We start from the raw sequence: 23,585 nt of genomic DNA on the forward strand, positions 1-23,585 counted from the left end.
GTAGGTTGGGCTGAATGCAATGAAGCCCAACATTCTGATCTTGTTGGGCTTTGCTCTGCCCAACCTACATTTTACGTTTACGACAGCTCCGGTTAGGAGAGGAATCCTGTGGAAAACGCTTCCGCAGTCTCCAATTCAATCAATTCAGGTTTTGCTTCCAAGCCTGTTTAAATCAGAGGAATGCTGTTATGAATATGCTTAAATCGATAGTCTCCGCAGTGACAATGACTTTAATCGGCGCTGCGGCTGTTGCCGCGCCTGCGGACATTAACAAAATCTTCAGTAAACTGCCTTCGATTACTCAGTATGAACGCACTTGTTTGCTGTCGTCCGCGACCGCCGCCGAGTTAAAGGCATGTATTGCCAATATGCCGAATACTGAATACTACAGCAGAGTCAGGGCAAAAAGTTTAGGTCGTCTGGATCAATTAAATATCATAGCGGCGGATTTGAACACCAGCCCGGACTTGACTCCGATGGAAAAATTTTGCCTGTTTACCTCAACGCCAGCCTGCATGGATGCCTGCATTCAGGGTTGGGTGTGTCCGTAATGGTGTTTGCGCTTGTTATGCAAAATCCGGGGAGCCTTGTTAATAATCCTCGTCCCTAACCAAACCGGATTCGCTATAAAATCGTCGAAAATATTTAAACATTTTACGACTGGATTTTATGAATAACGCCATTGAAACACACGCTGCCGACGATATTTTTTCCGAAGCTTTCTTACTGGGTAATTTAGGCGCACCGTTTATTCTGGGCATGGCGGTCGGCTATTTCGCTAAAAAAATGCTACGTACGGCTTTGTTCGTGGGCGGGGCGATTGTATCGATTTTGTTCGTTGCCGAATATTATGACCTGATCAACATCAACAACATGGCCTTGGAAAATGCGGCTAACTCAGCCGCTGAGGTTGCCAAGGAATCCGGTAGTTTTTTGCTGGACCGGCTAGCGGTGTTTACCAGTCGGGGCGTTAGTGGCGCGGGCGGTTTTTTTGTGGGATTTAAACTTGGGTAAAGCGGTTTTTATTTTCTTGCGTCACTGCCATTAAATTTAGATCAGATGGTCCCCTCTCCCCGTGGGAGAGGGGTAGGGTGAGGGAGATAAATGAGTAAAAAGCTTTATTTTGATTCTCCCCATCCCACCTTCTCCCAGAAGGAGAAGGGCTTCTTGCTTAGCTAAATAGCAACTACGTTAGGCTTTGGGAGCTACCATCCGCACATACGGAGCAGATTTATACCATCCCAGCCCTTAATTTCGGCTAGGAAAAATGCCTTGTGTGGCTACACAGTATTTCACGCCCAAAACAGGCGAACGGATATATAAGGGCTGGTTTGCACCCGCGATGCCAACCGTGGTCGTCGCCGACGCAGAAGTGCTGATGGCGCCTGGGTCTAGCGATGCATTAGGTGTTACGTTCGAATACAGATTATCTCTGGATGCCGAAGTCGCCAATACTTTACCGGAGGGATTGGTGGAGTTGCCGGCAGTGCTCACCGCGTTAATCGAAGCAGAGACAGTGACGTTGGTTTGCGCCGAGTGGTTGTGCGCGGGCATTTGGTTTTGGAGTATGGTGATAAATTCCGAACCGGTTTCTTCTCCCACCTGGATAGGCGATAGCCCCGGACCTTGCCCGTCGCCTATTGGCGACCGGCCGCGCAGGTCCGGCAATGCGAAAGTCTGCCGCCCATCACCGCCATACTGCGTGCCCAATAACGAAAATAATGCTGTATTTTGCTGAATGCTCACGGTCTGTCCGGCGGCTTCGAGGTAACCGCGAGGGCAGAAATTAAAGCTAAATGTGCAAATCTCGCCCAGAAAGGGATCGGAGCCGCAAGCCGAGACAGATACCGGTAATCCGGTGATAGCTATCACGGCCAGTTTCAAGAGTGGTTTGTTGAATGATTTTGACATGTCGAATACCTTTGAGTTGAATTGAAATTAATTGAAAGCTAAGTGACGACGTTTGCTGGTAAGGACTGAGACTAAGCCGACAGCCAGTAGCCAAAGCGTTTCCGGTTCCGGTACTGTGTTGTTGGTTTGTTTGGTAACCGAATCGACTGTAATTAGGCTGGAAGCGTTTATCGAAAATCTGCCGGAGTCGGCGCCGCCATATACGAAAAGATCCGGATTGCTATCGCCAAAGCTGATTAAATCGCCTGGGTTCAGCAGAAATGACAAGAGTAAGGTGCCGACGTCTGACAACGCGCCGCCTACGCCGCTACCAATATCGGTAAATGGAGAGCTGGGTATGAATTTTTCGTTACCGAAAAGGGTGTCCGAGACTACTTTAGAAAATACTAATTCGCTGCCATCTGCTTTGAAAAAGGCGATCTGTGATTCGGCGAATTCACCGTTATCGTTTAGCACTCGGGTATCGATTGCTTCGACTTGATGGCTGTAATGGAATTGTAAGTTCACCACAAAACTATCCACAGCCGATTTGTTTTCAATCGAAAAGGTATAGTCGCCAAACAGGGGGCTGATGCCCGACGGTTCGGTGCCGCCAGTGCCGCTAGCGCTTAAGTTTATGCCAAAGCCGTCGCCGATGTGGCTTAAGGTGCCTGACAACGGATCAGGGCCTGTGATCGTGGAGCCAACCAGTGTGGTCGTGGAGGTAGAGCCGGCGATAATGCTGGTCAGCGAACCCGCCTGGGTAGCGTTTACAGGATCGGACGGGGAGCCGGAACTATCAAACTCCGCCGAGCCGCGAATCACAATATTGCTGTCAAAAGCCGCGGCCGACACCGATCCGGAATGCGCGCCGAGTAGCATTGTAACTGCCAATGCGACATTGCAAAGTCGGCTAGCGTGGTTTGAGGGTAGGGTCTTAAAATCGCTACCGAAGCTCTTTTTAAATTTAATTGATTCCATCTTGATACCTCTATATTTGATTAGATTTAGTGATTTATTAATGGGCATTTTTTGCTGAAAAAATATTTATATTAATGACCTGTTGCATGAAAAAATACAGGTGTCTAGTAACTATTTAAATGCAGTCAATTAAAATAATTTTTCATGCTGCTAAATGCCATTTTCTAAATGTCTAAATAAATTTAACTAACTTATTTCTGTTTTATTCAAAAAATTGTATTACGTGAATTAATAGCCAATTCTTGTGCCAGTTATTAATTTCATGCGTGAAAATAATTTATCTTTATGTTTTTTAAGGGGTTTTACGGCGATGCTTGGCTGGAAGAACCAGCGTGTACAATTGATGCGGGAGCGATTTGGCACGATATGTCGCTTGAGGTACGAAATATCGTTTTTATGTAGGGGCGGGGTTTGATTTATTGGTTCGCTCGATAGAGCTAGTAATTGAAAGTAGGCTTTTTAGCCTAAAAATACCAATGACTAAATAGGTATTAGAAGGCTTTATCTGCTGGCTGATGTTAAATTCAAAAGCCCCAGTTAGCGAGGCAAATAGCTCCAACAAACAGGTAAAAAAACATCTAAATTGGCAGCAACCAAATGCGCGGATACCCGCATTGATGCCGTTTTAGCCGAACCGGCTATCGCTGGGGAGTAGTGAAAGTATGGGATTTTCTATGTTAAGGATAGCGGAGGCTGCGGTTCGCCGATTTCGTCGATCAGCACTGTCTGGCCGACTGACAAGCTGCCGGGGTTATCGTGCAAGGCGTTTTGCCCAAAATAGACTTTGTTTTGCCATTTGCGCAGACGATTCAGCGTCGTCAAGGGTTCTTTGCCGGTTTCGGCGGTTAGCGGGTCTATGGTGGGTACCGAACAGCGCGAGCAGGGTTTGGGCAATCTAAAACCAATATCGTTGATGCTAAGCCGTCGCCAAGTATCTTCGGCATAGCTATCGCAATCGGTGACGACCAGGTTCGGCCGAAAGCGAATCATGTCAATTGTCACCGGCATGGCTTGGTTAAGGGCGTTTAAGGAATTCTCCGACACGATCAAAAACGGAAAGCCGTCGGAAAAAGACGTTTGGTCGCTGTCCAACGCATAGTTAGGATCGACCTTGCGAATATCGTTATCGGTTTGGTAAACCAGCCGGCAATCGGTTTGTAAAAAATCGCTTAACCAAGCATCGGCGTCATCGCCGCAGGTCTTAGCTATACAACGGTCGTGCCAGACCACCACTTCAATGTCATCGCCGTCGTTTGATTGCAATGGCAGCGCTAGATCCGCTTGGTTGGGTGCCGACAAAATCAGTTGTTGATCTGCAATGCGGGTTTTAATCAACGCCATTTTCGGTAAACGGCGTTGGCTGAGGAACTGTCTCTCGCTGTCTATCAGCATCCATTTTCTGTCGTACAGCAAGCCTTTGTGGTCCACCGGCCAGTGTTCTACTTGAATTCCGGCCAGCGATTTGACCGGGTATATATAAATTTCACTGAGTATCGGCATATTATTTTGCTGTTAGCTGAATAGCAGATCGGTTTGGGTATGCAGTAAATGCTCTGCTAAATGTTTTTCAATGTTGTCGAACTTGATGCCGTAACGGCCGTTTTCCCGGTCGCAATGTACAACAAGTGCGGAGATATCAAAACGCTTGCCGTCGGCGAACAGTAAATACAGGAATATGCGCTTATTCTTGCCGAGTTTTTTCTCGCTGAATATCGCCGCGCCACGGCTACTGACATCCCGCAACACGACCGGAAACAAGCGTGGAAACCAGATGCTTTTGACTTTAACGGCGGCACGGATGTCGTTGCGTCGATAGCGAACCGCACTACGCTTGTTAGACCATGAGCTATCAATCGTGACCTCTTGATCGAGAAAATCTAAAGAGAAATCTGGCTCAGACATGGCAAACGCGGCGAATGTAAAGGTGGCTAAGTATTGATGTTAAACCACTAAAATTCAATAGAGCGGGACGATTATTGACAGAGCCCGGCCGAACCGAATCCGTTAAAATAACGCTTTTATGTCGTTCCGTATCGGATTATGAAAAAAATCGCGCTTATTTCAGTTTATTTTTGTTGGCTTGTCGCGTTGCCAAGCAGCGGCGCAATTGCCGCGACTGCCAAGAAAGCCGTTCCGGCCAAACCGCAGGTCACCAAGCCCGCCGAGCCTGCCAAGCAGGTAGTCAAAATCGGCTATTTCAGTCAGGAAAGAGCTGCGCCGGCGGCCTTGTCCAATCTTGATCCGTTTATCCAGAACAAAGGCCAGATCGGTGCCGAATTGGCGATTGCCGACAATAATACCACCGGGCAATTTACCGGCCAGCACTACGAATTAAAGAAAGTTGTGGTGCCGGTTGGCGGCGATTTACAGCAGGCCTTCAACCAATTAGGCGACGATGTTGGTTTGGTGGTGTTGAACGTGCAGCCTGACCAACTAAACAAGCTCGCCGACTTGCCGGTGGCGAAAAACAAATTGCTGTTCGATGCCGCTACCAGCGACGACGAATTACGTAATACGGATTGCCGCCATCAGGTTTTGCACATATTACCCAGCCGGGCCATGCGTGCCGATGCGCTGGCGCAATATATGCTGAAAAAACGCTGGCAAAACTGGTTTTTGGTGGTAGGCGCCACGCCGGAAGACAAACTCTACGCCGCAGCCATTAAACGCGCGGCCAAGAAGTTTGGTATCAAACTGGTCGCTGAAAAAGCCTGGACCAACGATTACGACGCCCGCCGTACCGCGCAATCCGACGTGCCGGTTTTTACCCAAGTGGATGATTACGATGTGTTGGTGGTGGCCGACGAACAGGGCTTGTTTGGCGAATATCTGGATTACCGGACCTGGAAACCGCGGCCGGTGATCGGTACCCAGGGTTTGATCGCCACCGCTTGGCATAGAACTCATGAACAATGGGGCGCGGTGCAATTGCAAAATCGCTTCAAGGACACGGCCGGTCGCTGGATGGAAGAGGAAGATTATGCGGCCTATCTGGCGGTGCGGGCGATAGGCGAGGCCAGCGTCCGCAGTAAATCGAATCAAACCCAAGCCATCAAGGAATATATGTTCTCCACGGCGTTTGCATTGCAGGGTTATAAAGGCGTGCCCTTGTCGTTTCGTCCTTGGGACGGTCAACTGCGGCAACCGGTATTATTGGCCGCACCGCGTTCTTTAGTCAGTGTGGCGCCGGTCGAAGGATTTTTGCATCCGAAGACCGAGCTGGATACCCTGGGATACGACCAGCCGGAAACGGCTTGTAAATAAGCCGGTGTTGAACCAAATTTCAGAGGGTGGAGAATTTGAGCGATAAGCGACGTATGGAAATCAGTCAGTCGGCGATCACTGGCATTCTGGGTGTGGAAGAAGCGCGGCCGCAAAAAAAGGGGCCGGCGCATAAACCGTTCAAGATCCAAAGTCGCTATCAACCGGCCGGCGACCAGCCCACCGCCATCGCGGCGCTGGTGGAAGGCATCAACGACGGTGAATTGCATCAAACCTTATTGGGTGTGACCGGCTCGGGCAAGACTTTTACCGTCGCTAATGTGATCCAGCAAACCCAGCGCCCGGCGATGATCATGGCGCCCAACAAGACGCTGGCGGCGCAGTTATACGGCGAAATGAAGGAGTTTTTTCCGGAAAACAGCGTCGAGTATTTTGTTTCCTATTACGACTACTATCAGCCCGAGGCCTATATCCCGGCCTCTGATACCTTCATCGACAAGGACGCCTCACTTAACGAGCATATTGAGCAAATGCGCTTGTCGGCTACCAAAGCTTTGCTGGAACGGCGCGATACCATCGTGGTGGCCACCGTTTCGGCGATTTACGGCTTGGGCGAGCCGGAGTCCTACTTCCAGATGGTCTTGCATCTGGTGCGCGGCGATATGATCAAGCAACGCGATATTCTGCGGCGTTTGGCTGAGATGCAGTACACCCGCAACGATACCGAACTGCGCCGCGCCACTTATCGAGTGCGCGGCGAAGTGATCGATGTGTTTCCGGCCGAATCGGAAGAACAGGCCTTGCGGATTGAGTTGTTCGACGACGAAATCGAGCGCTTGTCGATGTTTGATCCGCTCACCGGCGAAGTCACGCAGCGCTTGGCACGTTTCACGCTCTATCCAAAAAGCCATTACGTCACGCCGCGCGACCAATTACTCAGTGCGGTAGAGAAAATCAAAATCGAATTGGCCGAACGTTTGGAACAATTGCGCGACAATCACAAATTGGTGGAAGCGCAACGCCTGGAACAGCGCACGCTGTTCGACATCGAAATGATCATGGAAGTGGGCTATTGCTCCGGTATCGAGAATTACTCCCGGCATTTGTCTAATCGTGCGGATGGCGAATCGCCGCCGACCATGTTCGATTATCTGCCTAACGATGCCTTGGTAATTATCGACGAAAGCCACGTCACAGTGCCGCAGATCGGCGCGATGTACAAGGGCGACCGTTCGCGCAAGGAAACCTTGGTGGAATACGGCTTTCGCTTACCATCGGCCTTGGACAACCGGCCGCTCCGATTCGAGGAATTCGAGCAAATCTGCGGCCAGCGCATTTATGTGTCGGCGACACCAAGCACTTATGAAAAAGAACATTCCGGCGCGGTGGTCGAGCAGGTAGTGCGCCCCACCGGTCTGGTCGATCCCATCGTCGAGGTACGCCCGGCGACCAGCCAGGTTGACGATCTATTGTCGGAAATCACCAAACGCACCGCAGTCCAGGAACGCGTGTTGGTCACCACCTTAACCAAGCGCATGTCGGAAGACTTGACCGATTATTTGATGGAACATGGCGTCAAGGTGCGTTATCTGCATTCGGATATCGAAACCGTGGAGCGCGTGGAGATTATCCGCGACTTGCGGTTGGGCGTGTTCGACGTATTGGTCGGCATTAACTTATTACGCGAGGGCTTGGATATTCCGGAAGTGTCGCTGGTGGCGATTTTGGATGCAGATAAGGAAGGTTTCCTGCGCTCGTTGGTGTCGCTGGTACAAACCATAGGCCGGGCGGCGCGGAATGCCAACGGCAGGGCGATACTTTACGGCGATAAAATCACGCGCTCGATGCAATTGGCTATAGACGAAACTGAACGCCGCCGCAATAAACAGATAGCGTTTAATAAAGAACACAATATCGAGCCGAAAACCATTTTCAAATCGGTGACGGATATTCTGGAGTTGGCTATTCCCGGCTCCGGTGGTTCCATTTCTAACGCTAGAGCAAAAGTCGCAGAACCTGCCGGCAATTACAAGGCGATGACACCGAAACAGGCCGCGAAAGCCTTGAAACAGCTGGAAGAAAAAATGTATCAGCATGCGAAAAACTTGGAATTTGAAGATGCGGCACGTGTTAGAGACCAGATTAAATTGCTTCAGGCGGAAATGGTCATTTGATCGGCTAGAGTTTGTAATTAACGCTTTGGCTAACTATATTTAGGAAGTTTTGTCGAGGCCGATCGCTTGTAAAGCTTGGCCTGCGCAAGCTAAACGAAGATAGCGAATTTATTAAACAGAAGCTGGAAAAACGATGATACCCGCAAAAAACATACTGAACGAAAATGTTCGCGTGCTGAAAAGCGAGGTATCTAAAACCACTTATCAAGGCGTGGCTATTGCGATTGCCAGCATTGTCAGCGCACTGTTGGCGTTGAGTTATTACTACGTCGGCGAAATCTCCTTAAACGGCATCATCAAAGCGCAAACCGAAAACTACGGTCTGTGGATGCTTGAAGCGCTACCATTCATTTTTGGATTTTGGGGCCAATATTCCAGCTCGGTCATCGCTTATCAAGCCGGGGCGATGATTTTGGACCAGACCCAGGAACTGCGTTCTCGCGCCGAATCATTAGAAAAACAAGTCAGTTATTCCACTACCCACGATTCGGTAACGGATTTGCCGAACCGGGTGTTGTTCTACGACCGGGTGGAACAAGCGATTTTAGCCGCCGGCAACCAAAACAAAATGCTGTCGATCCTGTTGGTGGAAGTGGCCAATTTTAAGGAAGTTTACGATACGCTGGGTCGCAACAGCAGTGACTTGATCTTGAAACAGATCGCCACGCGTTTACAAAGCGTCGTGTTGGGCACCGATAGCGTTGCCCGCATAGACGGCAATATTTTTAGCGTCTTGTTGTCGGCGGTGGATAACGAAATTGCCGGCCTCACCTTGGCGAAAAATATCCAGGCGGCTCTGGATCCTGCGTTTAAAGTCGAGCGACTGAGTCTGGTGATTCACAGCAATATCGGTATCGTTAATTTTCCCGAGCATGGCGACGATGTGGATACCCTGGTACAAAAAGCCGGTGTGGCATTGTTCGTTGCCGGCCAATCGCACGAAGGTTACACCACTTACGCGCCATCTTACGATGATCATAGTCCGCGCCGCCTGACCTTAATGAGCGAGCTGCGCCAGGCCATCGAAAAAGAGCAATTACATATTTACTATCAGCCCAAAGTGTCGGTGGCAACAGGGCACGTTTACGGCGCGGAAGCCTTGGTACGTTGGCAGCATCCCAAACACGGCTTTATTTCGCCGGATGAATTTATTCCGATGGCGGAAAGAACCCGGGTGATCAAGCATCTGACCGCATGGGTTCTGAAACAATCATTCAAGCATTGCGCGGAATGGCGCAAGCGCGGCTGGGATTTGATTATTTCAGTCAATCTGTCCGCCAAGGATTTACACGATCCGGAACTGCCGGATGTGATGGCGGGTGTGGCGGCGGCAGCTAACATCAAACCCGGCTGGATGATGTTGGAAATTACCGAGAGCTCTATCATGACCGATCCGGAGCGGGCAATGGAGGTGATTCAGCGTCTGAATGAAATGGGCTACAAATTGTCGATTGACGACTTTGGCACCGGCTATTCGTCACTGGCCTACTTAAAACGCATGCCGTTGACGGAATTAAAAATCGATAAATCCTTTGTTGTCGATTTATTGCATAGTGAAAACGATGCGGTGATCGTCAAAGCCACCATCAACTTGGCGCACAACCTGGGGTTGCAGGTCACCGCCGAAGGTGTGGAAACTCAGGAAATCATGGATAAACTCAGCAGTTATCAATGCGACCTGGCGCAGGGTTACTTGTTTAGCAAACCGATGCCGTTCGAGGATTTTGGTGTATGGGTGGAATCCCATCGTTAAGCAGAAAACTATGTGTAGTCAGGAGCAGCAATAATGTCCACGGCCTGGGCGGGTGGTACCGATGCGATTTTGGAAAGAATGGACAAGATGACCGAGCTTTTTGTCGCCGAGACGCGTAAAGCCATTTATACCGGTGAATCCGCCACGCATTGCGAGGAATGCGGCGAGCCGATTCCGGAAGCGCGGCGTCAGGCGATTGCTTGTAAATATTGTTTGTCTTGTCAAACCGAGCTGGAAAAAGGCTGACGGCGTTAGATTGTTAAGGTAGGCGTTTAAACGGCAGATAACTCGCCGCATCTTGTTTGTAATGCTGAATTGCCTGTTTTTCCCTGTCTACAAATTGCGCCACGGCCTTGGCAAAGCCGGCATCCTTTAACCAATGAGCGGAGTAGGTGGTGACCGGCTCGAAGCCGCGGGAGATTTTGTGTTCGCCTTGCGCGCCGGAATCGAAGCGGGCCAAACCGTGTTCTATGCAGTAGTCCAGGCCCTGGTAATAGCAGGCTTCGAAATGCAGGGCGTTATATTCCGCTTGGCAGCCCCAATAGCGACCATATAGGGTATTCGCACCGATAAAACTCAAGGCCGCGCCGACGTAGGTATCATCTTTAATCGCCAGAACCAGCATTAATTGTTCGGGCATGGTTTGCGCGATTTGCTTAAAAAATGCCGGATTGAGATAAGGTTCGGAACTGCGTTTAAGATAGGTCAACGCGTAAAACCGGAAAAACACCTGCCATTGGGCGTCGGAAACATCGGGCCCGGCGATGCGTTGCATTTGAATACCTTGCTCGGCTACCCGGCGCCGTTCGCGTTTGATCATCTTGCGTTTATCGGCGCTCAAGGTCTGTAAAAAGTCCGAAAACGTAGCGTAGTTGCGATTAAACCACTGAAACTGCACGCCTTCCCTGACGCTTAAACCTAAGGATTTCAGCTGCTCAAGCTGGGAATGTTCGGGAAACAAACAATGCCAGGAGGAAACGCCGCGTAGCTCGGCAAGTTGTTGGATAAAACCGAACAATAAGGCGCAGACAGCGGTTTGATCGGCTTCCGGTGCGAATAGCAGTCGCTGTCCTTGGCAGGGGGTAAAGGGGATGGCGCTGACTAATTTTGGGTAATAGGCCAGTCCATGCTGCTGGTAAGCTTGGGCCCATTGCTGATCGAATACGTATTCGCCCCAGGAATGGGTTTTCGAATACAGCGGTAACGCTGCCTGTAATTTCTGATTGTCTATGACCAGTAAATGCGTGGCTTCCCAACCGGTTTGCGGGCAAACCGCCGCGCTTTGTTCGAGGGCGGATAAAAATTCATGGCGTAAAAAAGGATAGTCGAGTCCGCACAGCTGATTCCAATCCGCGGCGTCGATTTGCGCCATGCTGTCGATTTGTTTTACTTCCATTTTTAATCACAGTAGAGTTAAAGCATCAAAATACCATCAAACCATTGCTGATGACGATACAGAAACCATTTTCCCAAGCTTGCGAGAACAACAAGGCACCGATTTTAGACATTATCAAAACGGTCTTTAGCCAACCGACCATTGTTTGGGAAATAGGTAGCGGTACTGGGCAGCACGCAGTCCATTTTGCCGAGAATCTGCCGCATTTGGCATGGCAACCTACCGATAGGCCGGAGAATCTGCCGGGTATCCATTTATGGCGGGACGAGGCGCAGCTGGCTAATCTACTGCCGCCGCTAAGCTTGGATGTGGCGGATACGCTATGGCCATGCGAACGAATCGATGCGGTATTTACCGCGAATACCCTGCATATCATGAGTAGCGACGAAGTACGGCTCCTATTTGATCGGCTGGGAGCTTATCTGGGGCCCGAGGCGACGATGTGTATCTACGGTCCATTCAATTACGCCGGCGCGTATACAAGCGAAAGCAATGCTCGATTTGATTTGTGGTTGAAAGAACGGGATGCTTCGAGCGGGATAAAGGATTTTGAAGAGATCATGCGCTTGGCCAAAAATACTGGCTTGAAATTAGAGGCCGACCATGCCATGCCCGCCAATAACCGGCTATTGGTTTTGCGGATGCTGGCATAAGGACATTAGTCTGACGCTTTTCGTTGCGCAAGTAGCTACGTGTTATGCTCCTGCCATCAATTAAAATTTCCCTATTCACGGAGTGGACGATGCAAAAAATAGTAACGATTTATCTTTTAATCGTGACCTTGATGCTGCCCGGTTGCGGTTACAACACCTTTCAAACGCAAGACGAACAAATCAATGCCGGTTGGGCGGAGGTGCTGAATCAATATCAACGCCGCGCGGATTTGGTGCCGAATCTGGTGAATACGGTAAAAGCTTACGCCGGCCATGAAAAGGAAGTCTTGGAAGCGGTGACGGCCTCGCGCGCCAAAGTGGGCAGCATGCAAGTAACACCGGAATTGGTGAACGATGAACAGGCGTTTGCCAAGTTTCAAGCGGCGCAGGGTGAATTGAGCTCGGCCTTGTCCCGCTTGATGGTGGTATCGTAAAACTATCCACAATTAAAAGCCGACACCAATTTTCGCGATTTACAAGCGCAACTGGAAGGCACGGAGAACCGCATCACCGTGGCGCGTAATCGTTATATCGCCGCGATCAAGGATTACAACATCACGGTGCGCTCGTTCCCCAGCAATCTGACCGCGATGCTGTTTGGCTACAAAACCAAGCCCTCGTTTACGGTTGAAAACGAAAAAGCCATATCCACCGCACCGGTGGTCGATTTTGGTAAATAACGTGCGGATGTCTGCCGCGTTTCCAGGGTTTGTGGCTGCCGTTTTGCTGGTGTGGTGCCTGTTTGCGAAGGCTGTAATTGCCGAACAAGCCGTGCCGAATCTTGAGCAGCGCGTAACCGATCTGACCGCCACCCTGTCCGCCCAACAAAAAACTACGCTGGAACAGCGCTTACAGGCTTTTGAGCAACAAAAAGGCAGCCAGATTGCGATATTGATCGTGGCCAGTACTCAGCCGGAAGACATTGCGCAATATGCTATTCGTGTGGTCGAACAATGGCGTCTGGGCCGCAAGGGTGTCGACGACGGCATACTAATGTTGCTGGCCAAGGATGATCGCGCCACGCGTATAGAAGTTGGGTATGGTTTGGAAGGCGTGGTGCCGGATGTGTTGGCCAAGCGGATTATCGATGACATCATGATCCCGTATTTTCGGCAGGGCGACTATGCCGCAGGAATCAATGCCGGCATCGATAGCTTGATTGGAATATTTGATGGTGTGCCACTGCCTGCCCCTCAAGCATCCTTTGTTGATGGCCGAGTGCAACGCTTACTACCACTCTTGGTGTTTCTCGCAGTGGCTGGTGGTTGGATTTTGCGGACTTTGTTTGGAAGCTTTCTCGGCGGGATAATCAATGGAAGCGTGGTCGGCATTCTCGCTTGGCTATTGAATGCAGGTTGGCTGGTTGCATGTCTTGCGGCATTTTTTGCGTTTATGGTTTCGCTCAGCAATGGCAGGCGCGCTTTTCGAGGCCGACAAAACGATAATTTTAACGACGATGACGACTTTGGCGGCGGGCCGGGCGGCGGATTCTCCGGTGGAGGCGGGGGTTTTGGCGGCGGTGGTGCATCGGGGAGATGGTAGACCATGCAAGTGATTAGATTTATTAAGCATATTGTCAGCGGTCCTTGGCGCGTGCGCTTGGCGTTTCCCAAACGCAGTTTGCAAGCCATTGAAGCGGCGATTGCCGATAGCGAAGCATCGCACTTGGGCGAAATCCGTTTTGTCGTGGAATGTGCGTTGGAGATAAGCGAGTTATTGCAAGGTGTTACGCCGAGAGAACGCGCGCTTGAGGTATTTTCACAATGCCGAATCTGGGATACCGAGAATAACTCCGGTGTGCTGATTTATTTGCTGTTCGCTGATCATGATGTTGAGATTGTCGCTGATCGCGGTATACATGCCAGAGTCGGAGAAGCGGTTTGGGCAGGGGTTTGCAGACAGATGGAAGCCCAGTTTAGGGCAGGTCGATTCGAATCAGGCGTGATTGAGGGGATTGCCCATATCACTACGCAATTGCAACAGCATTTTCCGGCGTTCGATAATGAAAATCCCAATGAAATAGCTAACGCACCGCTAGTTCTTTAAGTGATTTTTTGCAACGATTATCCGTTGTTTTTGAAGTGTCTTCCTCTTGAATTTTTTGTGGTCTAACACCATATTCGCATAGAGACATTCAGGTTTTTACATGCAACAAAGAGGAGAATCGACATGAGTAACTTAAGCCCATTTGTTAGTCGCGGTCTGTTTGACGAACTGTTTCGCGATGTCAATCCCGGTTATTACATCAAGCCGCTGCATGGGGATGGTTTGCCAGCCCAGATCAAGGTTGATGTGAAGGAAAACCCCGGCGAATTTATCGTCCAAGCCGAAATTCCAGGTGCCGGTAAAGAGAATATCCATGTGGATATCGACGGCAATGTGGTTGCAATCCGCGCGCAAATTAACCAGATGGACTCGGAAAATAAAGACGATAAATTGCTGCGTAGCGAGCGCTATTTCGGTGAAGTATCGCGCAGTTTTCAACTATCGGCCGAGATCGACGAAGCGGCCAGCAAGGCCCGTTACGAGAACGGTATATTGACGCTAAATTTGGCGAAAAAGTTGAAAAAAAGCGGACAACGGATGACTATCGATTAAGCCCTACTTAGGGTTTCCCGCATCTAGTTCGGCTGCCGTGTAGGTGGCATTGTTGGGCTAGATGCGGGCTATCGATGATCAAACGTCGATAGACCACTTGCGCCAAGCCCAAACCAGCAAGATAGTAAAAACCCCGAAGACGCCTAGATAGTGTCGTCACAAGATTATGAGATAATTGCGCTATCTCAATAATTTTGAAGGAAAAAGATGGGGAAATCAGCATATCGCCGACACGATATATCGGATCGAGTTTGGCAAATATTGGAACCCCGCTTGCCTGGCCGCGAAGGTGCCTGGGGCGGTAAAGCCTGTGATAACCGCTTGTTTATCAATGCCGTTTTCTGGATTTTACGCACCGGTGCGCCGTGGCGCGACTTGCCGCCCGACTATGGCGATTGGAAAAACACCCATCGCCGCTTTTGCCGCTGGCGAGATAAAGGCGTCTGGGAAGCGTTGCTGGAACAACTGGTGACCGAACCCGACTATGAATGGCTGATGATCGATGCCAGTCACATCAAGGTTCACCCGCATGCCGCGGGGGCAAAAGGCGGCAACCAGGACATGGGGGTCACAAAAGGGGGCTCAATAGTAAGATACATCTGGCCGTGGATGCGCATGGTATGCCGGTCAGAATATTTGTTACAGCAGGTACCACTGCGGATTGTTCACAGGCTCCAACCTTGATCGATGGCCTGGATGCTCAACATCTGTTGGCGGACAAAGGTTACGACAGCGATGCTATCGTCGCCCAAGCCGAAGCGGGCAATATGACGGTTGTGATACCGCCGCGTCAAAATCGCAAACAACTTCGCGAATACGACCGGGAGCTTTACAGGCTTCGGCACTTGGTGGAAAACGCATTCTTGCACCTCAAGCGCTGGCGAGGCATCGCTACCCGCTACGCTAAAAACACAGCATCATTCTTGGCCGCCGTACAAATCCGCTGTATATCTCTTTGGGCGACTATCTTATGACGACACTATCTAAAAACAGGCAAATAAGATACAGAAAACCCACCGGTATAAAATCCAACAGTGCGTTGCTAATACTGAAGGGGGCAAATGGCTGCATGTCTGCATGCATCACACTGTCTAGCAACACATGAGAAAACGTGCCGATAAAGGCACCAGCAATGGCGGGTGTCCATGAGATATCGGCTTGGGTACTGAGCCAACGCAGGTATTTTGGTTCAAGGCCGGCATTCCAAAACCGTAATAAGGAAGCGCAAAACGGTTTGCCGACCAATACAGAAAACGCGCCAATACAGATTGCGCCAAGATAGGTGTGAGTCACACCATGTAAAACACTATCCCCGCGGACCATGCGCACCAGGGGTTCTATATCCATTATCACCTGGGAAAATCCGAACACCGTCAAGCTGAAATATTTGCCGCAAACCGCTTTGATTGCTGTGCCGGGCCCCATGTGGAAAGGTGTGAAAGGCATGGAAGCTCAGGTGGATGGGATTAGAGGAACTGTTACGGGTACGTCGACAGACGTACCCATTCACATCATGTTAGATCAATAAACGTCCCTGACGTAGCGTTTATCTTTTTTCAGTTGGTTAACGTACTCTACCGCCTCGATCAGAGTTTTTTTGCCGTGCTCGCGAATCACGTCGTGCAGGGCTTGATCGACGTCTTTCGCCATCCGGTAAGCATCGCCGCAGACGAAGAAGTAGCCGCCTTGTTCCAACCAGGCATAAAGTTCGGCACCATGCTCTTTCATGCGGTCTTGCACATAGATTTTTTCCGCTTGGTCGCGCGAGAAAGCCAAATCCAGCTTGGTCAACAGGCCGCTGGTTTGCATTGCTTCGATTTCGTCACGGTAGATGAAATCGGTGGAGGCATTGCGATCACCGAAAAACAACCAGTTTTTGCCAGGGGCTTTACGGAATTCGCGTTCTTGCAGAAAAGCGCGGAACGGCGCGATACCGGTGCCTGGTCCAACCATGATCATCGGCAAACTATCATCGGCCGGCACGCGGAAGTTGTTGTTGGGAGTGAAGAATATCCGCACATCGCTTTCTTCATTAACTAAATCGGCCAGATAGGTGGAGCAGACGCCTTTGTGTTGGCGGCCGTGCGCGTCGTAACGCACACTCGCGACGGTCAAATGCACGCTGTCCGGATGTTTCTTGCCACTGGAGGATATGGAGTAGGCGCGATGTTGTAGCGGTTTTAATAAACGCAAAAATTCGGCGGCGGAAAACTCTACCCCGGGGAATTGCAGCAATAGGTCGAGTATGTCGCGGCCCCACAGATAATCGGCCAGCTTTTCCTTATCGCCGGATAATAGTAAAGCGTTCAACTCCTGATCACCGGAACGGCTGGCGATTTCTTCAATCAGCTCTTTGCCGGGTAATTTAATCTCGAAATGCGTACGCAGAGCATCCGACAGCTTCATTAGCTCGCCATTGACCGGTTCATCTTCTGCACCGGTGCAACCGATGGCTTTGACAATTTGCGCGACCAGATCCGGGCAGTTAGTCGGGATTACGCACAAGGCATCGCCCGCTTCGTAACTGAGGCCGGAGCCATCAATGGAAATTTCGTAATGCCGAGTTTCTTTCGACGAATCCAATGCCGTGACGATGCGGTTGACGCGCATTTTGGCCGGAAACGGATTTTTGCGGTTGTACACCGATTTGGCAGGTTGGGTTTCGGTATCGACAACCGCAACTGTGCTGGCACCTTCCGCCATCAACGGAATCACTTCGCTCAGCCATTTTTCCGCCGGCGTTTCGAAATCCACATCGCAATCGACGCGGTCGAACAGGCGTTTGGCGCCTAGAGCCGCCAATTTGTTATCCCAGTCTATGCCGGCCTGGCAGAACAAGTCGTAGCTGGTGTCACCCAAAGCCAATACCGAATAATTGACATTTTCCAGGCTCGGAGCCGCATCGCTATTCGCGGCTTCCCACAGCATTTCCGCGTTGTCCGGCATCGCGCCTTCGCCATATGTGCTGGTAATGATCAACAAGTACTGCATTTGCGGCAATTGGCCGATTTCAATTTCATCCATACTTTTAACCACGGGTTGCAAACCGTGCTTTTTAGCCGCGTTGGCTGCGTCGTTGGCTAGAGACTCGGAGTTACCGGTCTGGGTGCCATAAAGGATGTGCAAGGTACGGGCGTCGGCTTGATTGACGCTGCCGGCGCTATGCAGCATGTGGCTGTGCATGCCGGCGAAAAAGCCGCCTAGCCAGGCGCGTTGGGTGTCACTGTAAGGAGCGTTTTGAGGGATAAAAGGTGCTTTCATTTCATTACCATCTGTGGACAGGTGTCAGGCTGTCCAGTCACTGTATTTGGTTCTTGCCAATCGCGGTGTGGAGGGGGCGTGGCAGGCACCCTCCATGGGCTTAGGCGGACGCGCTTTCCAGCATGTCTTTAACGATAGACAGGCTTTCCAAGCTCGCCAGATTTTTATCGATGGACGGCAGGCCGGCCAAAGCGACACGATTGAATCTATCCTGTTCGATGATCCAGGCCGTGGAGCCGATCGAGTAAATGCTTTGCACGTCGCGCAGCATCAGCGTGGTTTTGTAGTCGTTCAGGCGTTTTTCCGCCATCAACGCCGCTAACTGGCCGTCATCGTATTGGCTGTAAGCTTCGCGGATATTTTTAATCAGCGCGTCTTGCAGTTTGCGCGGACGTTCCATGACTAACTTGTAAGCATGTTTATCAACTAAGGCTTCGGTTGCAGGTTGGCCGGCTTTATTCAGTTGATCGCGGGCAATTTGCTGCGCTTTATCGATCACCGCATAGCTGTTGATCAGTTTCAAAGTGAGATCGGTGTCGGTTTCGCCGTAACCGGGGATAGCACCGTCGAACAGTGGTGTGTCGTTTTTGTAAGCCTGTTTGATTTGCTCGATTTGTTTTTGTGCAAATGCCACAGACAATTCTTCGATCATAGCTTTGCGATCCAAAGCTTTGCTCAGGTATTCGGCCGTTTGCGTGCGGTTTAACCAGAGCGGCAAGGCAAATTTGAAGTGCTGACGCTCGTTGGTCCAATTAGCCAGAATGGCCTGGGCTTTTTCCGAGTCGGTATGTTCAACATGTTGCTCCAGCATGTACAAAATGAATTGCTCATGACTACTTGCTACATCGGTGTCATCGGTCAAACTGTGTATCGATACCGAGGTGTCGTCATACAAATCGTGTAAGCGATTATCAGGGTCGTATTGGTAGGCATTACCGCCAGACATTCCGGTGCAGAAGCCTTTACCAAAACCGCCCAGATTCAATACCGCGCCGTTAATCATGTATTCGCAGGCAAAGTCACCGACGCCTTCGACGACAGCCATCGCGCCGGAGTTACGTACTGCAAAACGGTCTCCGGCTTCGCCATTGATAAAGGTTTTGCCGCCGGACGCACCGAATAGTGCAAAGTTACCGATCAACACGTTCTCGCCAGGCAACTTGGAGCCGCCGCCGGGAGATTTGATAACGATGGTACCGCCGCAAGCGGTTTTGCCGACGCCATCGTTGCAGGTGCCGGTGTGCTCCATACGCATGCCGTCGTTGTTGAACGCGGCGTAACTTTGACCTGCCGAACCATGGGTGCGGACGATAATGGTATCGTCGGCTAAATAACGGCGACCGTGTTGGTTGGTATAGATGATGTTCGACTTAGCGACTTGCTCCGGGCTGAGTTCATAAGTCAACAAGCGTTCCAGATCGACTGCGGTTTGACCGCCGACGGTTTTGTTGCGGTTGTTCAGCTTGAACTCGTTGCCTTCGACGACCACTTGTTTTTGACCTTTTTCGAACAACGCCGATTTGACGCGCGCGAAGATCAAATCGTCGATCGCGAAATCTTTTTCCAGATAAATCGGTTTCTCGATTTTGATAACAGGTACTTCCGCCAGCAGTTTTTGCAAGTGAATTTGGCCGACCATGCTCGGATGGTCGATCAGATGCAGCAACTCGGTTTTACCGCGAATTTCCTGCAAACTGGTGTAACCCAAGTCAGCCAGGATTTCGCGCACTTCGTGGGCCAGGTTCATAAAGAACTGGGCCAACACGCGCGGGTCGCCTTTGAATTCTTCGTGGGCGGTGGTCAAACCGGCCGGGCAGCGGATATTGCAGTTTTTCGCCATCACGCAGCGCAGCATCATCAGCGCGGTGGTACCGAACTCGAAGGAATCGCCGCCGAGAATAGCCGATTTCACGACGTCGGCACCGTTCTGATGAGCCGCACTGCAACGCAAAATGACTTTATCGCGCAGACCGTTGGCAGCCAACGCTTGATGGACTTCGGCGATACCAATTTCAGGTGAGCGGCCGGTGTTTTTCAAGCTGGTAACAGCCGCCGCGCCGGTACCGCCGGTGTTGCCCGCTACGTTGATTACATCGGCGCCAGCTTTCGCAACACCAACTGCGATGGTGCCTATGCCTTCCGAGGAAACCAGTTTTACCACCACGCGGACGCGGGCTGCCTTGGCGTCATGGATCAATTGGCCCAAGTCTTCGATGGAATAGGTATCGTGATGCGGTGGCGGACTGACCAATTCTACTTTGGGCGTGCCGCCACGCAGCGCAGCAATTTCCACCGATACTTTAGGTGCCGGTAATTGGCCACCCTCGCCGGGCTTGGCGCCTTGGCCGATCTTGATTTCAATTTCTTCCAGATTCGGATCGGCCAAATAGCCAGCCCAGACGCCGAAGCGGCCGGAAGCGAACTGTTTGATTTTACTTGAGCGAATCGTGCCAAAGCGGCTGGAATGTTCGCCACCTTCGCCGGAGTTGCTCATGCCGCCGGCAATGTTGGTGCCTTGCGCCACTGCTTCGTGGGCTTCGGCCAGCAGCGCGCCGTGACTCATCGCGCCGGATGCGAATGTCGGGGTTATTTCATGGGCGGGTTGAACTTGATCCAGCGCTATCGGCGAGCGGGTAGGGCGAATGTTGCTCAGATAGTTGTAAATCAGACTGTCGGTGTCGTTAGCTCGTAGATTCAAACTGTCGTCTTCAACCGTCAATCCGAAATCGTTGCCGGCAAAACGACCTTTCAGATGTTCAGCTAGTTGTTCCAGACGCGCTTTGCTTGAGTTCTCGGTAAACCGAATATGGAAAACCACACCATTAGTTTTCTCAAGGTGCAGGCCGCGGATCAGGTAATTATTGTTACCGTGCAAATCCTGGCTGCCCAAAAGGCGATCAAAATCGGCTTTGCTGTTAGCGTCGCTGACATCGGCCGGAAACTCCATTACATCGCGCAAAGCAGCTGGGCGGTTCGCCCGCTCCTGAGCCAGATTGTGGGTAAAGCTGCGATAAGCCGGAGTAATACCGAAAGCGTCAATTTGCGCCGGTGTGCGTTTCTCATAGCCGAAATCCAAATACGCCGTATCGCTGGCTTCCGGCGCTTGTTGTGGCGCTATGTACATGATCGCTTCATCGGTCATGTTGATATATTCGCGCACCGCCGTGTTGCCAAACGTGTGGCCGGCACCTTCGTTACGCTCTTTGAATAGGCCTAGAAACGGAATATCGTTTTCGCTTTTTACGGATAGCGCCTTATGGTGCCATTCCGTTGCGCTGGCGGCGATGTCACTGTAACGCACCCCGCCGACGGAAGCATTGATGTTGGGGAAATACGGTTTTAATTTCGGTTCGTCGGTATCCAGGTAATTGGATTCGAAAAACTCGCCGCCGATATAGCTTTCAGCGGTACACAGGCCGAATTTGCCCATGGTTTTCATCAGCGATTTTTCGACACCTTTTTGAAAGCTGTATAGCGCTTTTTGCTGGGCTGCCGGATCGGCGTATTCGGTAGTTACCCGGTTATGGACACTGAGCGGGCAGATGGCGGATGCGCCGAAACCCAGAATGGTGGCCACGTCGTGCGGGCTGGCTGCCTGGCCGGTTTCCATGATCAAGGAGCTATTAAAGCGCAAGCCATGTTTTACTAAATGCTGATTGGCTGCGGCAATGGTCAACAGCGCAGGGATAGCGGCTTGGGTTTTGCTGATATTGGCGTCGCTCAGAATGATGATGCCGGTATTGCTGCGCGCGGCTTGTTCGACTTCTTTGCAGACAGTTTGCAAAGCTTGTTCCAAAGCCAGTTCGTTTTGCGCGGCATTTTCAAAGTTCGGAGTGTATAGCGCCTCTATAGTCGCAGTTTTTACTTGGCTTTGTCTGCGAATCTGCTCCAGCTGAGTGCGTTGCAGGATCGGCGATTCGATCATCAGCTGTTTGCTGTTCTGCGGTGCAAAAGTCGGTTTGGCACCCAAGGCTACGCGCAAGGTCATGCCGTCGCTTTCACGCAGAGAGTCCAGTGGCGGATTGGTAACCTGAGCAAAGCGTTGGCTGAAATAACGTGACATACCGCCTTCAGACGCGCTCAAAGCGTTCGGCGTTAGCCCGTAACCCATCGCCGAGACTTTTTCCAAGCCGGTTTGCAGGATAGGGTCCAGCAAAAACTTAAAACTTTCCTGGTTCAGCGAATAAGCAGTGTGACGTTGGTCGATATTCAGCTCATGCTCGGTGTTGAGTTCCGCAAGCTCTACTTTGGGCAATTCGTTGATATGAATGCAACTTTGTTTCAGCAGCGCTTTATAGTCTCTTTCCTTGGCCAAACGCTCCATCACTTGATGGCTGTTATATGACTTGCCGGTGCTGTGGTCGAAATACAGCATGCCGCCAGCCTCGATGCGGCCACGTCTCAGCACTTTTTCGGGTGGGAAATCGATCTGGCCGGCTTCGGACATCACCGCCAGGTACTCTGCGGTTTCTACTGAGCGCAATGGCCGTAAGCCCAGGCGGTCCAAGCGCGCGCCAACGCGAATGCCGTCATTGAAGATTAACGCCGCCGGGCCGTCGTTTTTCTCTTCGTATAGGCTGAAATATTCCAGCATGGCGCGCACGTCTGCCGATAAGGTTGTATCGTTTTCCCAAGCTGGCGGCATCATTGCCAAAATGGCGGTGACGATATCCAGCTGATCTTCGTTGATCCGGCGGGTCAGGGTTTGATCCAGGCGACCGGAATCCGATTGTCCGCAGGGAAACACGACATGTTTGTTGTTTTGCCGAGCAATGGCGTTTTCGCTGAGGCGGTTTTTCTTGTCGGTGTTCAACTCGCCGTTATGCGCCATATAACGAAACGGCTGGGCCATCATCGTCGCCGGCGCGGTGTTAGTGGAAAAACGGGTATGGAAGAACAGTGTGCTGATTTCGTGGTCGGCGTCGTACAAGTCGACAAAGTAGGGGATGACTTCAAACGAGTTCAGGCGGCCTTTATAAACCTGGGTGCGGGAACTCATCGACAACGGATAAAAACCTTTCAGTTCCGGGCGAGTAAAGCCGTTGGCTTCTATCGTTAACAGCGCGGACTGAATATGTCTTTCAAAAGCCTCGTGACTGGCATCTTTAAGGGATTTTGGGCGACCGAAAATGACCTGCTTGATCGGTAATTGCGCGCGCAACGCCGCCGCATTTAACACCGAGCTGTCAACAGGCACTTCCCGCCATTTGATAATGGGCAGATCGAATTGCAGAAATTGTTCTTCGACCAGCTTTTGTGCTTCAGAATCGTAATGGGCGTGATCTTCCGGGAAGAAAAAGTTGGCTACGCCGAATTGTCCCAGTTCCAGGTCATCATTCCCTGTGACCTTACGGAAAAACTTCAGAGACAAATCGATATTAACGCCGGCGCCGTCGCCTATGCCTTCCGCGCTCATGCCGCCGCGATGCGGAATCGTACACAAGGCTTCGTGTGACTTGACTAGGAGCTCGTGGGTCTGTTTGCTGTCTTTGCGGGTGATAAATCCGACACCGCAGCTATCCTGGGAGAGATCAGCGTCGTAAAGCATGTGTATTGCGTTAATTTTCTGGGCGTTTTTAATCATTGCTATCCAGATCCTCTCTTACTGATTAAATGCGCTAGCCGGTATTTTCCTTACCGATAGTGCCGTTTATGGT

The 23,585-nt window shown here is 51.0% G+C and carries 19 protein-coding genes and 2 pseudogenes; 13 read left to right on the top strand and 8 right to left on the bottom strand.

Annotated elements, in window-relative coordinates:
• Positions 1 to 188: 188 nt before the first annotated feature.
• Positions 189 to 551 carry a hypothetical protein gene (locus tag ACR64Q_RS08480; RefSeq protein ID WP_313734299.1) on the top strand — a complete coding sequence of 121 codons (363 nt, stop codon included), beginning with the start codon at positions 189 to 191 and terminating at the stop codon, positions 549 to 551.
• A 118-nt stretch (positions 552 to 669) separates the two neighbouring features.
• Positions 670 to 1,014, top strand: coding sequence for an FUN14 domain-containing protein (locus ACR64Q_RS08485; RefSeq protein WP_313734300.1), 345 nt, complete (start codon positions 670 to 672; stop codon positions 1,012 to 1,014).
• A gap of 234 nt (positions 1,015 to 1,248) precedes the next feature.
• On the opposite strand, the gene ACR64Q_RS08490 is transcribed toward ACR64Q_RS08485, so the two are convergent.
• The 4 genes from ACR64Q_RS08490 to ACR64Q_RS08505 form a co-directional block, all read right to left on the bottom strand.
• Entirely contained in the window at positions 1,249 to 1,911 is a 663-nt protein-coding gene (locus ACR64Q_RS08490) for a phage tail protein (protein ID WP_313734301.1), read from the bottom strand.
• A gap of 27 nt (positions 1,912 to 1,938) precedes the next feature.
• Entirely contained in the window at positions 1,939 to 2,784 is an 846-nt protein-coding gene (locus ACR64Q_RS08495; RefSeq protein WP_483823306.1) for a PEP-CTERM sorting domain-containing protein, read from the bottom strand.
• 759 nt (positions 2,785 to 3,543) lie between these two features.
• Positions 3,544 to 4,371, bottom strand: coding sequence for an MOSC domain-containing protein (locus ACR64Q_RS08500; RefSeq protein WP_313734303.1), 828 nt, complete (start codon positions 4,369 to 4,371; stop codon positions 3,544 to 3,546).
• 12 nt (positions 4,372 to 4,383) lie between these two features.
• Positions 4,384 to 4,773: a PilZ domain-containing protein gene (locus ACR64Q_RS08505; protein WP_020481875.1), complete on the bottom strand. Its 390-nt coding sequence runs from the start codon at positions 4,771 to 4,773 to the stop codon at positions 4,384 to 4,386.
• 138 nt (positions 4,774 to 4,911) lie between these two features.
• On the opposite strand from ACR64Q_RS08505, the gene ACR64Q_RS08510 reads away from it, so the two are divergent.
• From ACR64Q_RS08510 to ACR64Q_RS08525, 4 genes are all read left to right on the top strand, one after another.
• A complete protein-coding gene (locus tag ACR64Q_RS08510) occupies positions 4,912 to 6,135 on the top strand; it encodes an ABC transporter substrate-binding protein (protein ID WP_313734304.1) in 1,224 nt (407 codons plus the stop codon).
• 35 nt (positions 6,136 to 6,170) lie between these two features.
• Positions 6,171 to 8,267, top strand: a complete 2,097-nt coding sequence (uvrB, locus tag ACR64Q_RS08515) for an excinuclease ABC subunit UvrB (RefSeq protein WP_313734305.1) — start codon at positions 6,171 to 6,173, stop codon at positions 8,265 to 8,267.
• 133 nt (positions 8,268 to 8,400) lie between these two features.
• Positions 8,401 to 10,020 carry a putative bifunctional diguanylate cyclase/phosphodiesterase gene (locus ACR64Q_RS08520; protein WP_313734306.1) on the top strand — a complete coding sequence of 540 codons (1,620 nt, stop codon included), beginning with the start codon at positions 8,401 to 8,403 and terminating at the stop codon, positions 10,018 to 10,020.
• A 33-nt stretch (positions 10,021 to 10,053) separates the two neighbouring features.
• Positions 10,054 to 10,266 (top strand): TraR/DksA C4-type zinc finger protein, encoded by a 213-nt coding sequence (locus ACR64Q_RS08525; protein WP_036274010.1) that lies wholly within the window; start codon positions 10,054 to 10,056, stop codon positions 10,264 to 10,266.
• Between the two features lie 13 nt (positions 10,267 to 10,279).
• Here ACR64Q_RS08525 and ACR64Q_RS08530 read toward each other — a convergent pair whose 3' ends face one another.
• Positions 10,280 to 11,416 carry a GNAT family N-acetyltransferase gene (locus tag ACR64Q_RS08530; RefSeq protein WP_313734307.1) on the bottom strand — a complete coding sequence of 379 codons (1,137 nt, stop codon included), beginning with the start codon at positions 11,414 to 11,416 and terminating at the stop codon, positions 10,280 to 10,282.
• 50 nt (positions 11,417 to 11,466) lie between these two features.
• On the opposite strand from ACR64Q_RS08530, the gene ACR64Q_RS08535 reads away from it, so the two are divergent.
• From ACR64Q_RS08535 to ACR64Q_RS08565, 7 genes and pseudogenes are all read left to right on the top strand, one after another.
• Positions 11,467 to 12,069, top strand: coding sequence for a DUF938 domain-containing protein (locus ACR64Q_RS08535; RefSeq protein WP_313734308.1), 603 nt, complete (start codon positions 11,467 to 11,469; stop codon positions 12,067 to 12,069).
• A 131-nt stretch (positions 12,070 to 12,200) separates the two neighbouring features.
• Positions 12,201 to 12,749: pseudogene (locus tag ACR64Q_RS08540) on the top strand (LemA family protein).
• Between the two features lie 7 nt (positions 12,750 to 12,756).
• On the top strand, positions 12,757 to 13,611 hold the full coding sequence (locus ACR64Q_RS08545) for a TPM domain-containing protein (protein ID WP_313734309.1): 855 nt from the start codon (positions 12,757 to 12,759) through the stop codon (positions 13,609 to 13,611).
• Positions 13,612 to 13,614: 3 nt separating this feature from the next.
• A complete protein-coding gene (locus tag ACR64Q_RS08550; RefSeq protein ID WP_313734310.1) occupies positions 13,615 to 14,115 on the top strand; it encodes a TPM domain-containing protein in 501 nt (166 codons plus the stop codon).
• A 123-nt stretch (positions 14,116 to 14,238) separates the two neighbouring features.
• The gene (locus ACR64Q_RS08555) at positions 14,239 to 14,667 is read left to right on the top strand and encodes an Hsp20/alpha crystallin family protein (RefSeq protein WP_313734311.1); all 429 of its coding nucleotides are present in this window, start codon (positions 14,239 to 14,241) and stop codon (positions 14,665 to 14,667) included.
• Between the two features lie 207 nt (positions 14,668 to 14,874).
• Positions 14,875 to 15,132, top strand: a pseudogene (locus ACR64Q_RS08560) (transposase); the annotation flags it as partial.
• Positions 15,133 to 15,155: 23 nt separating this feature from the next.
• Complete coding sequence (locus tag ACR64Q_RS08565) at positions 15,156 to 15,641, top strand: IS5 family transposase (RefSeq protein WP_409521164.1); 486 nt, start codon at positions 15,156 to 15,158, stop codon at positions 15,639 to 15,641.
• On the opposite strand, the gene ACR64Q_RS08570 is transcribed toward ACR64Q_RS08565, so the two are convergent.
• From ACR64Q_RS08570 to ACR64Q_RS08580, 3 genes are all read right to left on the bottom strand, one after another.
• The gene (locus tag ACR64Q_RS08570; protein ID WP_313734314.1) at positions 15,631 to 16,113 is read right to left on the bottom strand and encodes a metal-dependent hydrolase; all 483 of its coding nucleotides are present in this window, start codon (positions 16,111 to 16,113) and stop codon (positions 15,631 to 15,633) included. The two genes, ACR64Q_RS08565 and ACR64Q_RS08570, sit on opposite strands and share 11 nt — an antisense overlap.
• Before the next feature lie 75 nt (positions 16,114 to 16,188).
• Positions 16,189 to 17,928 (bottom strand): sulfite reductase subunit alpha, encoded by a 1,740-nt coding sequence (locus ACR64Q_RS08575; protein WP_313734316.1) that lies wholly within the window; start codon positions 17,926 to 17,928, stop codon positions 16,189 to 16,191.
• 100 nt (positions 17,929 to 18,028) lie between these two features.
• Positions 18,029 to 23,512, bottom strand: a complete 5,484-nt coding sequence (locus tag ACR64Q_RS08580; RefSeq protein ID WP_313734317.1) for a glutamate synthase-related protein — start codon at positions 23,510 to 23,512, stop codon at positions 18,029 to 18,031.
• Positions 23,513 to 23,585 lie beyond the last annotated feature (73 nt).

It is taken from the genome of Methylomonas sp. 2F7 (assembly GCF_057126975.1).

Coding starts and splice junctions, on each gene's coding strand:
- ACR64Q_RS08480 (WP_313734299.1), top strand. CDS start 189: ATGAATATGCTTAAATCGATAGTCTCCGCAGTGACAATGACTTTAATC.
- ACR64Q_RS08485 (WP_313734300.1), top strand. CDS start 670: ATGAATAACGCCATTGAAACACACGCTGCCGACGATATTTTTTCCGAA.
- ACR64Q_RS08490 (WP_313734301.1), bottom strand. CDS start 1,911: ATGTCAAAATCATTCAACAAACCACTCTTGAAACTGGCCGTGATAGCT.
- ACR64Q_RS08500 (WP_313734303.1), bottom strand. CDS start 4,371: ATGCCGATACTCAGTGAAATTTATATATACCCGGTCAAATCGCTGGCC.
- ACR64Q_RS08505 (WP_020481875.1), bottom strand. CDS start 4,773: ATGTCTGAGCCAGATTTCTCTTTAGATTTTCTCGATCAAGAGGTCACG.
- ACR64Q_RS08510 (WP_313734304.1), top strand. CDS start 4,912: ATGAAAAAAATCGCGCTTATTTCAGTTTATTTTTGTTGGCTTGTCGCG.
- ACR64Q_RS08520 (WP_313734306.1), top strand. CDS start 8,401: ATGATACCCGCAAAAAACATACTGAACGAAAATGTTCGCGTGCTGAAA.
- ACR64Q_RS08525 (WP_036274010.1), top strand. CDS start 10,054: ATGTCCACGGCCTGGGCGGGTGGTACCGATGCGATTTTGGAAAGAATG.
- ACR64Q_RS08530 (WP_313734307.1), bottom strand. CDS start 11,416: ATGGAAGTAAAACAAATCGACAGCATGGCGCAAATCGACGCCGCGGAT.
- ACR64Q_RS08535 (WP_313734308.1), top strand. CDS start 11,467: ATGACGATACAGAAACCATTTTCCCAAGCTTGCGAGAACAACAAGGCA.
- ACR64Q_RS08545 (WP_313734309.1), top strand. CDS start 12,757: ATGTCTGCCGCGTTTCCAGGGTTTGTGGCTGCCGTTTTGCTGGTGTGG.
- ACR64Q_RS08550 (WP_313734310.1), top strand. CDS start 13,615: ATGCAAGTGATTAGATTTATTAAGCATATTGTCAGCGGTCCTTGGCGC.
- ACR64Q_RS08555 (WP_313734311.1), top strand. CDS start 14,239: ATGAGTAACTTAAGCCCATTTGTTAGTCGCGGTCTGTTTGACGAACTG.
- ACR64Q_RS08565 (WP_409521164.1), top strand. CDS start 15,156: ATGGCTGATGATCGATGCCAGTCACATCAAGGTTCACCCGCATGCCGC.
- ACR64Q_RS08570 (WP_313734314.1), bottom strand. CDS start 16,113: ATGCCTTTCACACCTTTCCACATGGGGCCCGGCACAGCAATCAAAGCG.
- ACR64Q_RS08575 (WP_313734316.1), bottom strand. CDS start 17,928: ATGAAAGCACCTTTTATCCCTCAAAACGCTCCTTACAGTGACACCCAA.
- ACR64Q_RS08580 (WP_313734317.1), bottom strand. CDS start 23,512: ATGATTAAAAACGCCCAGAAAATTAACGCAATACACATGCTTTACGAC.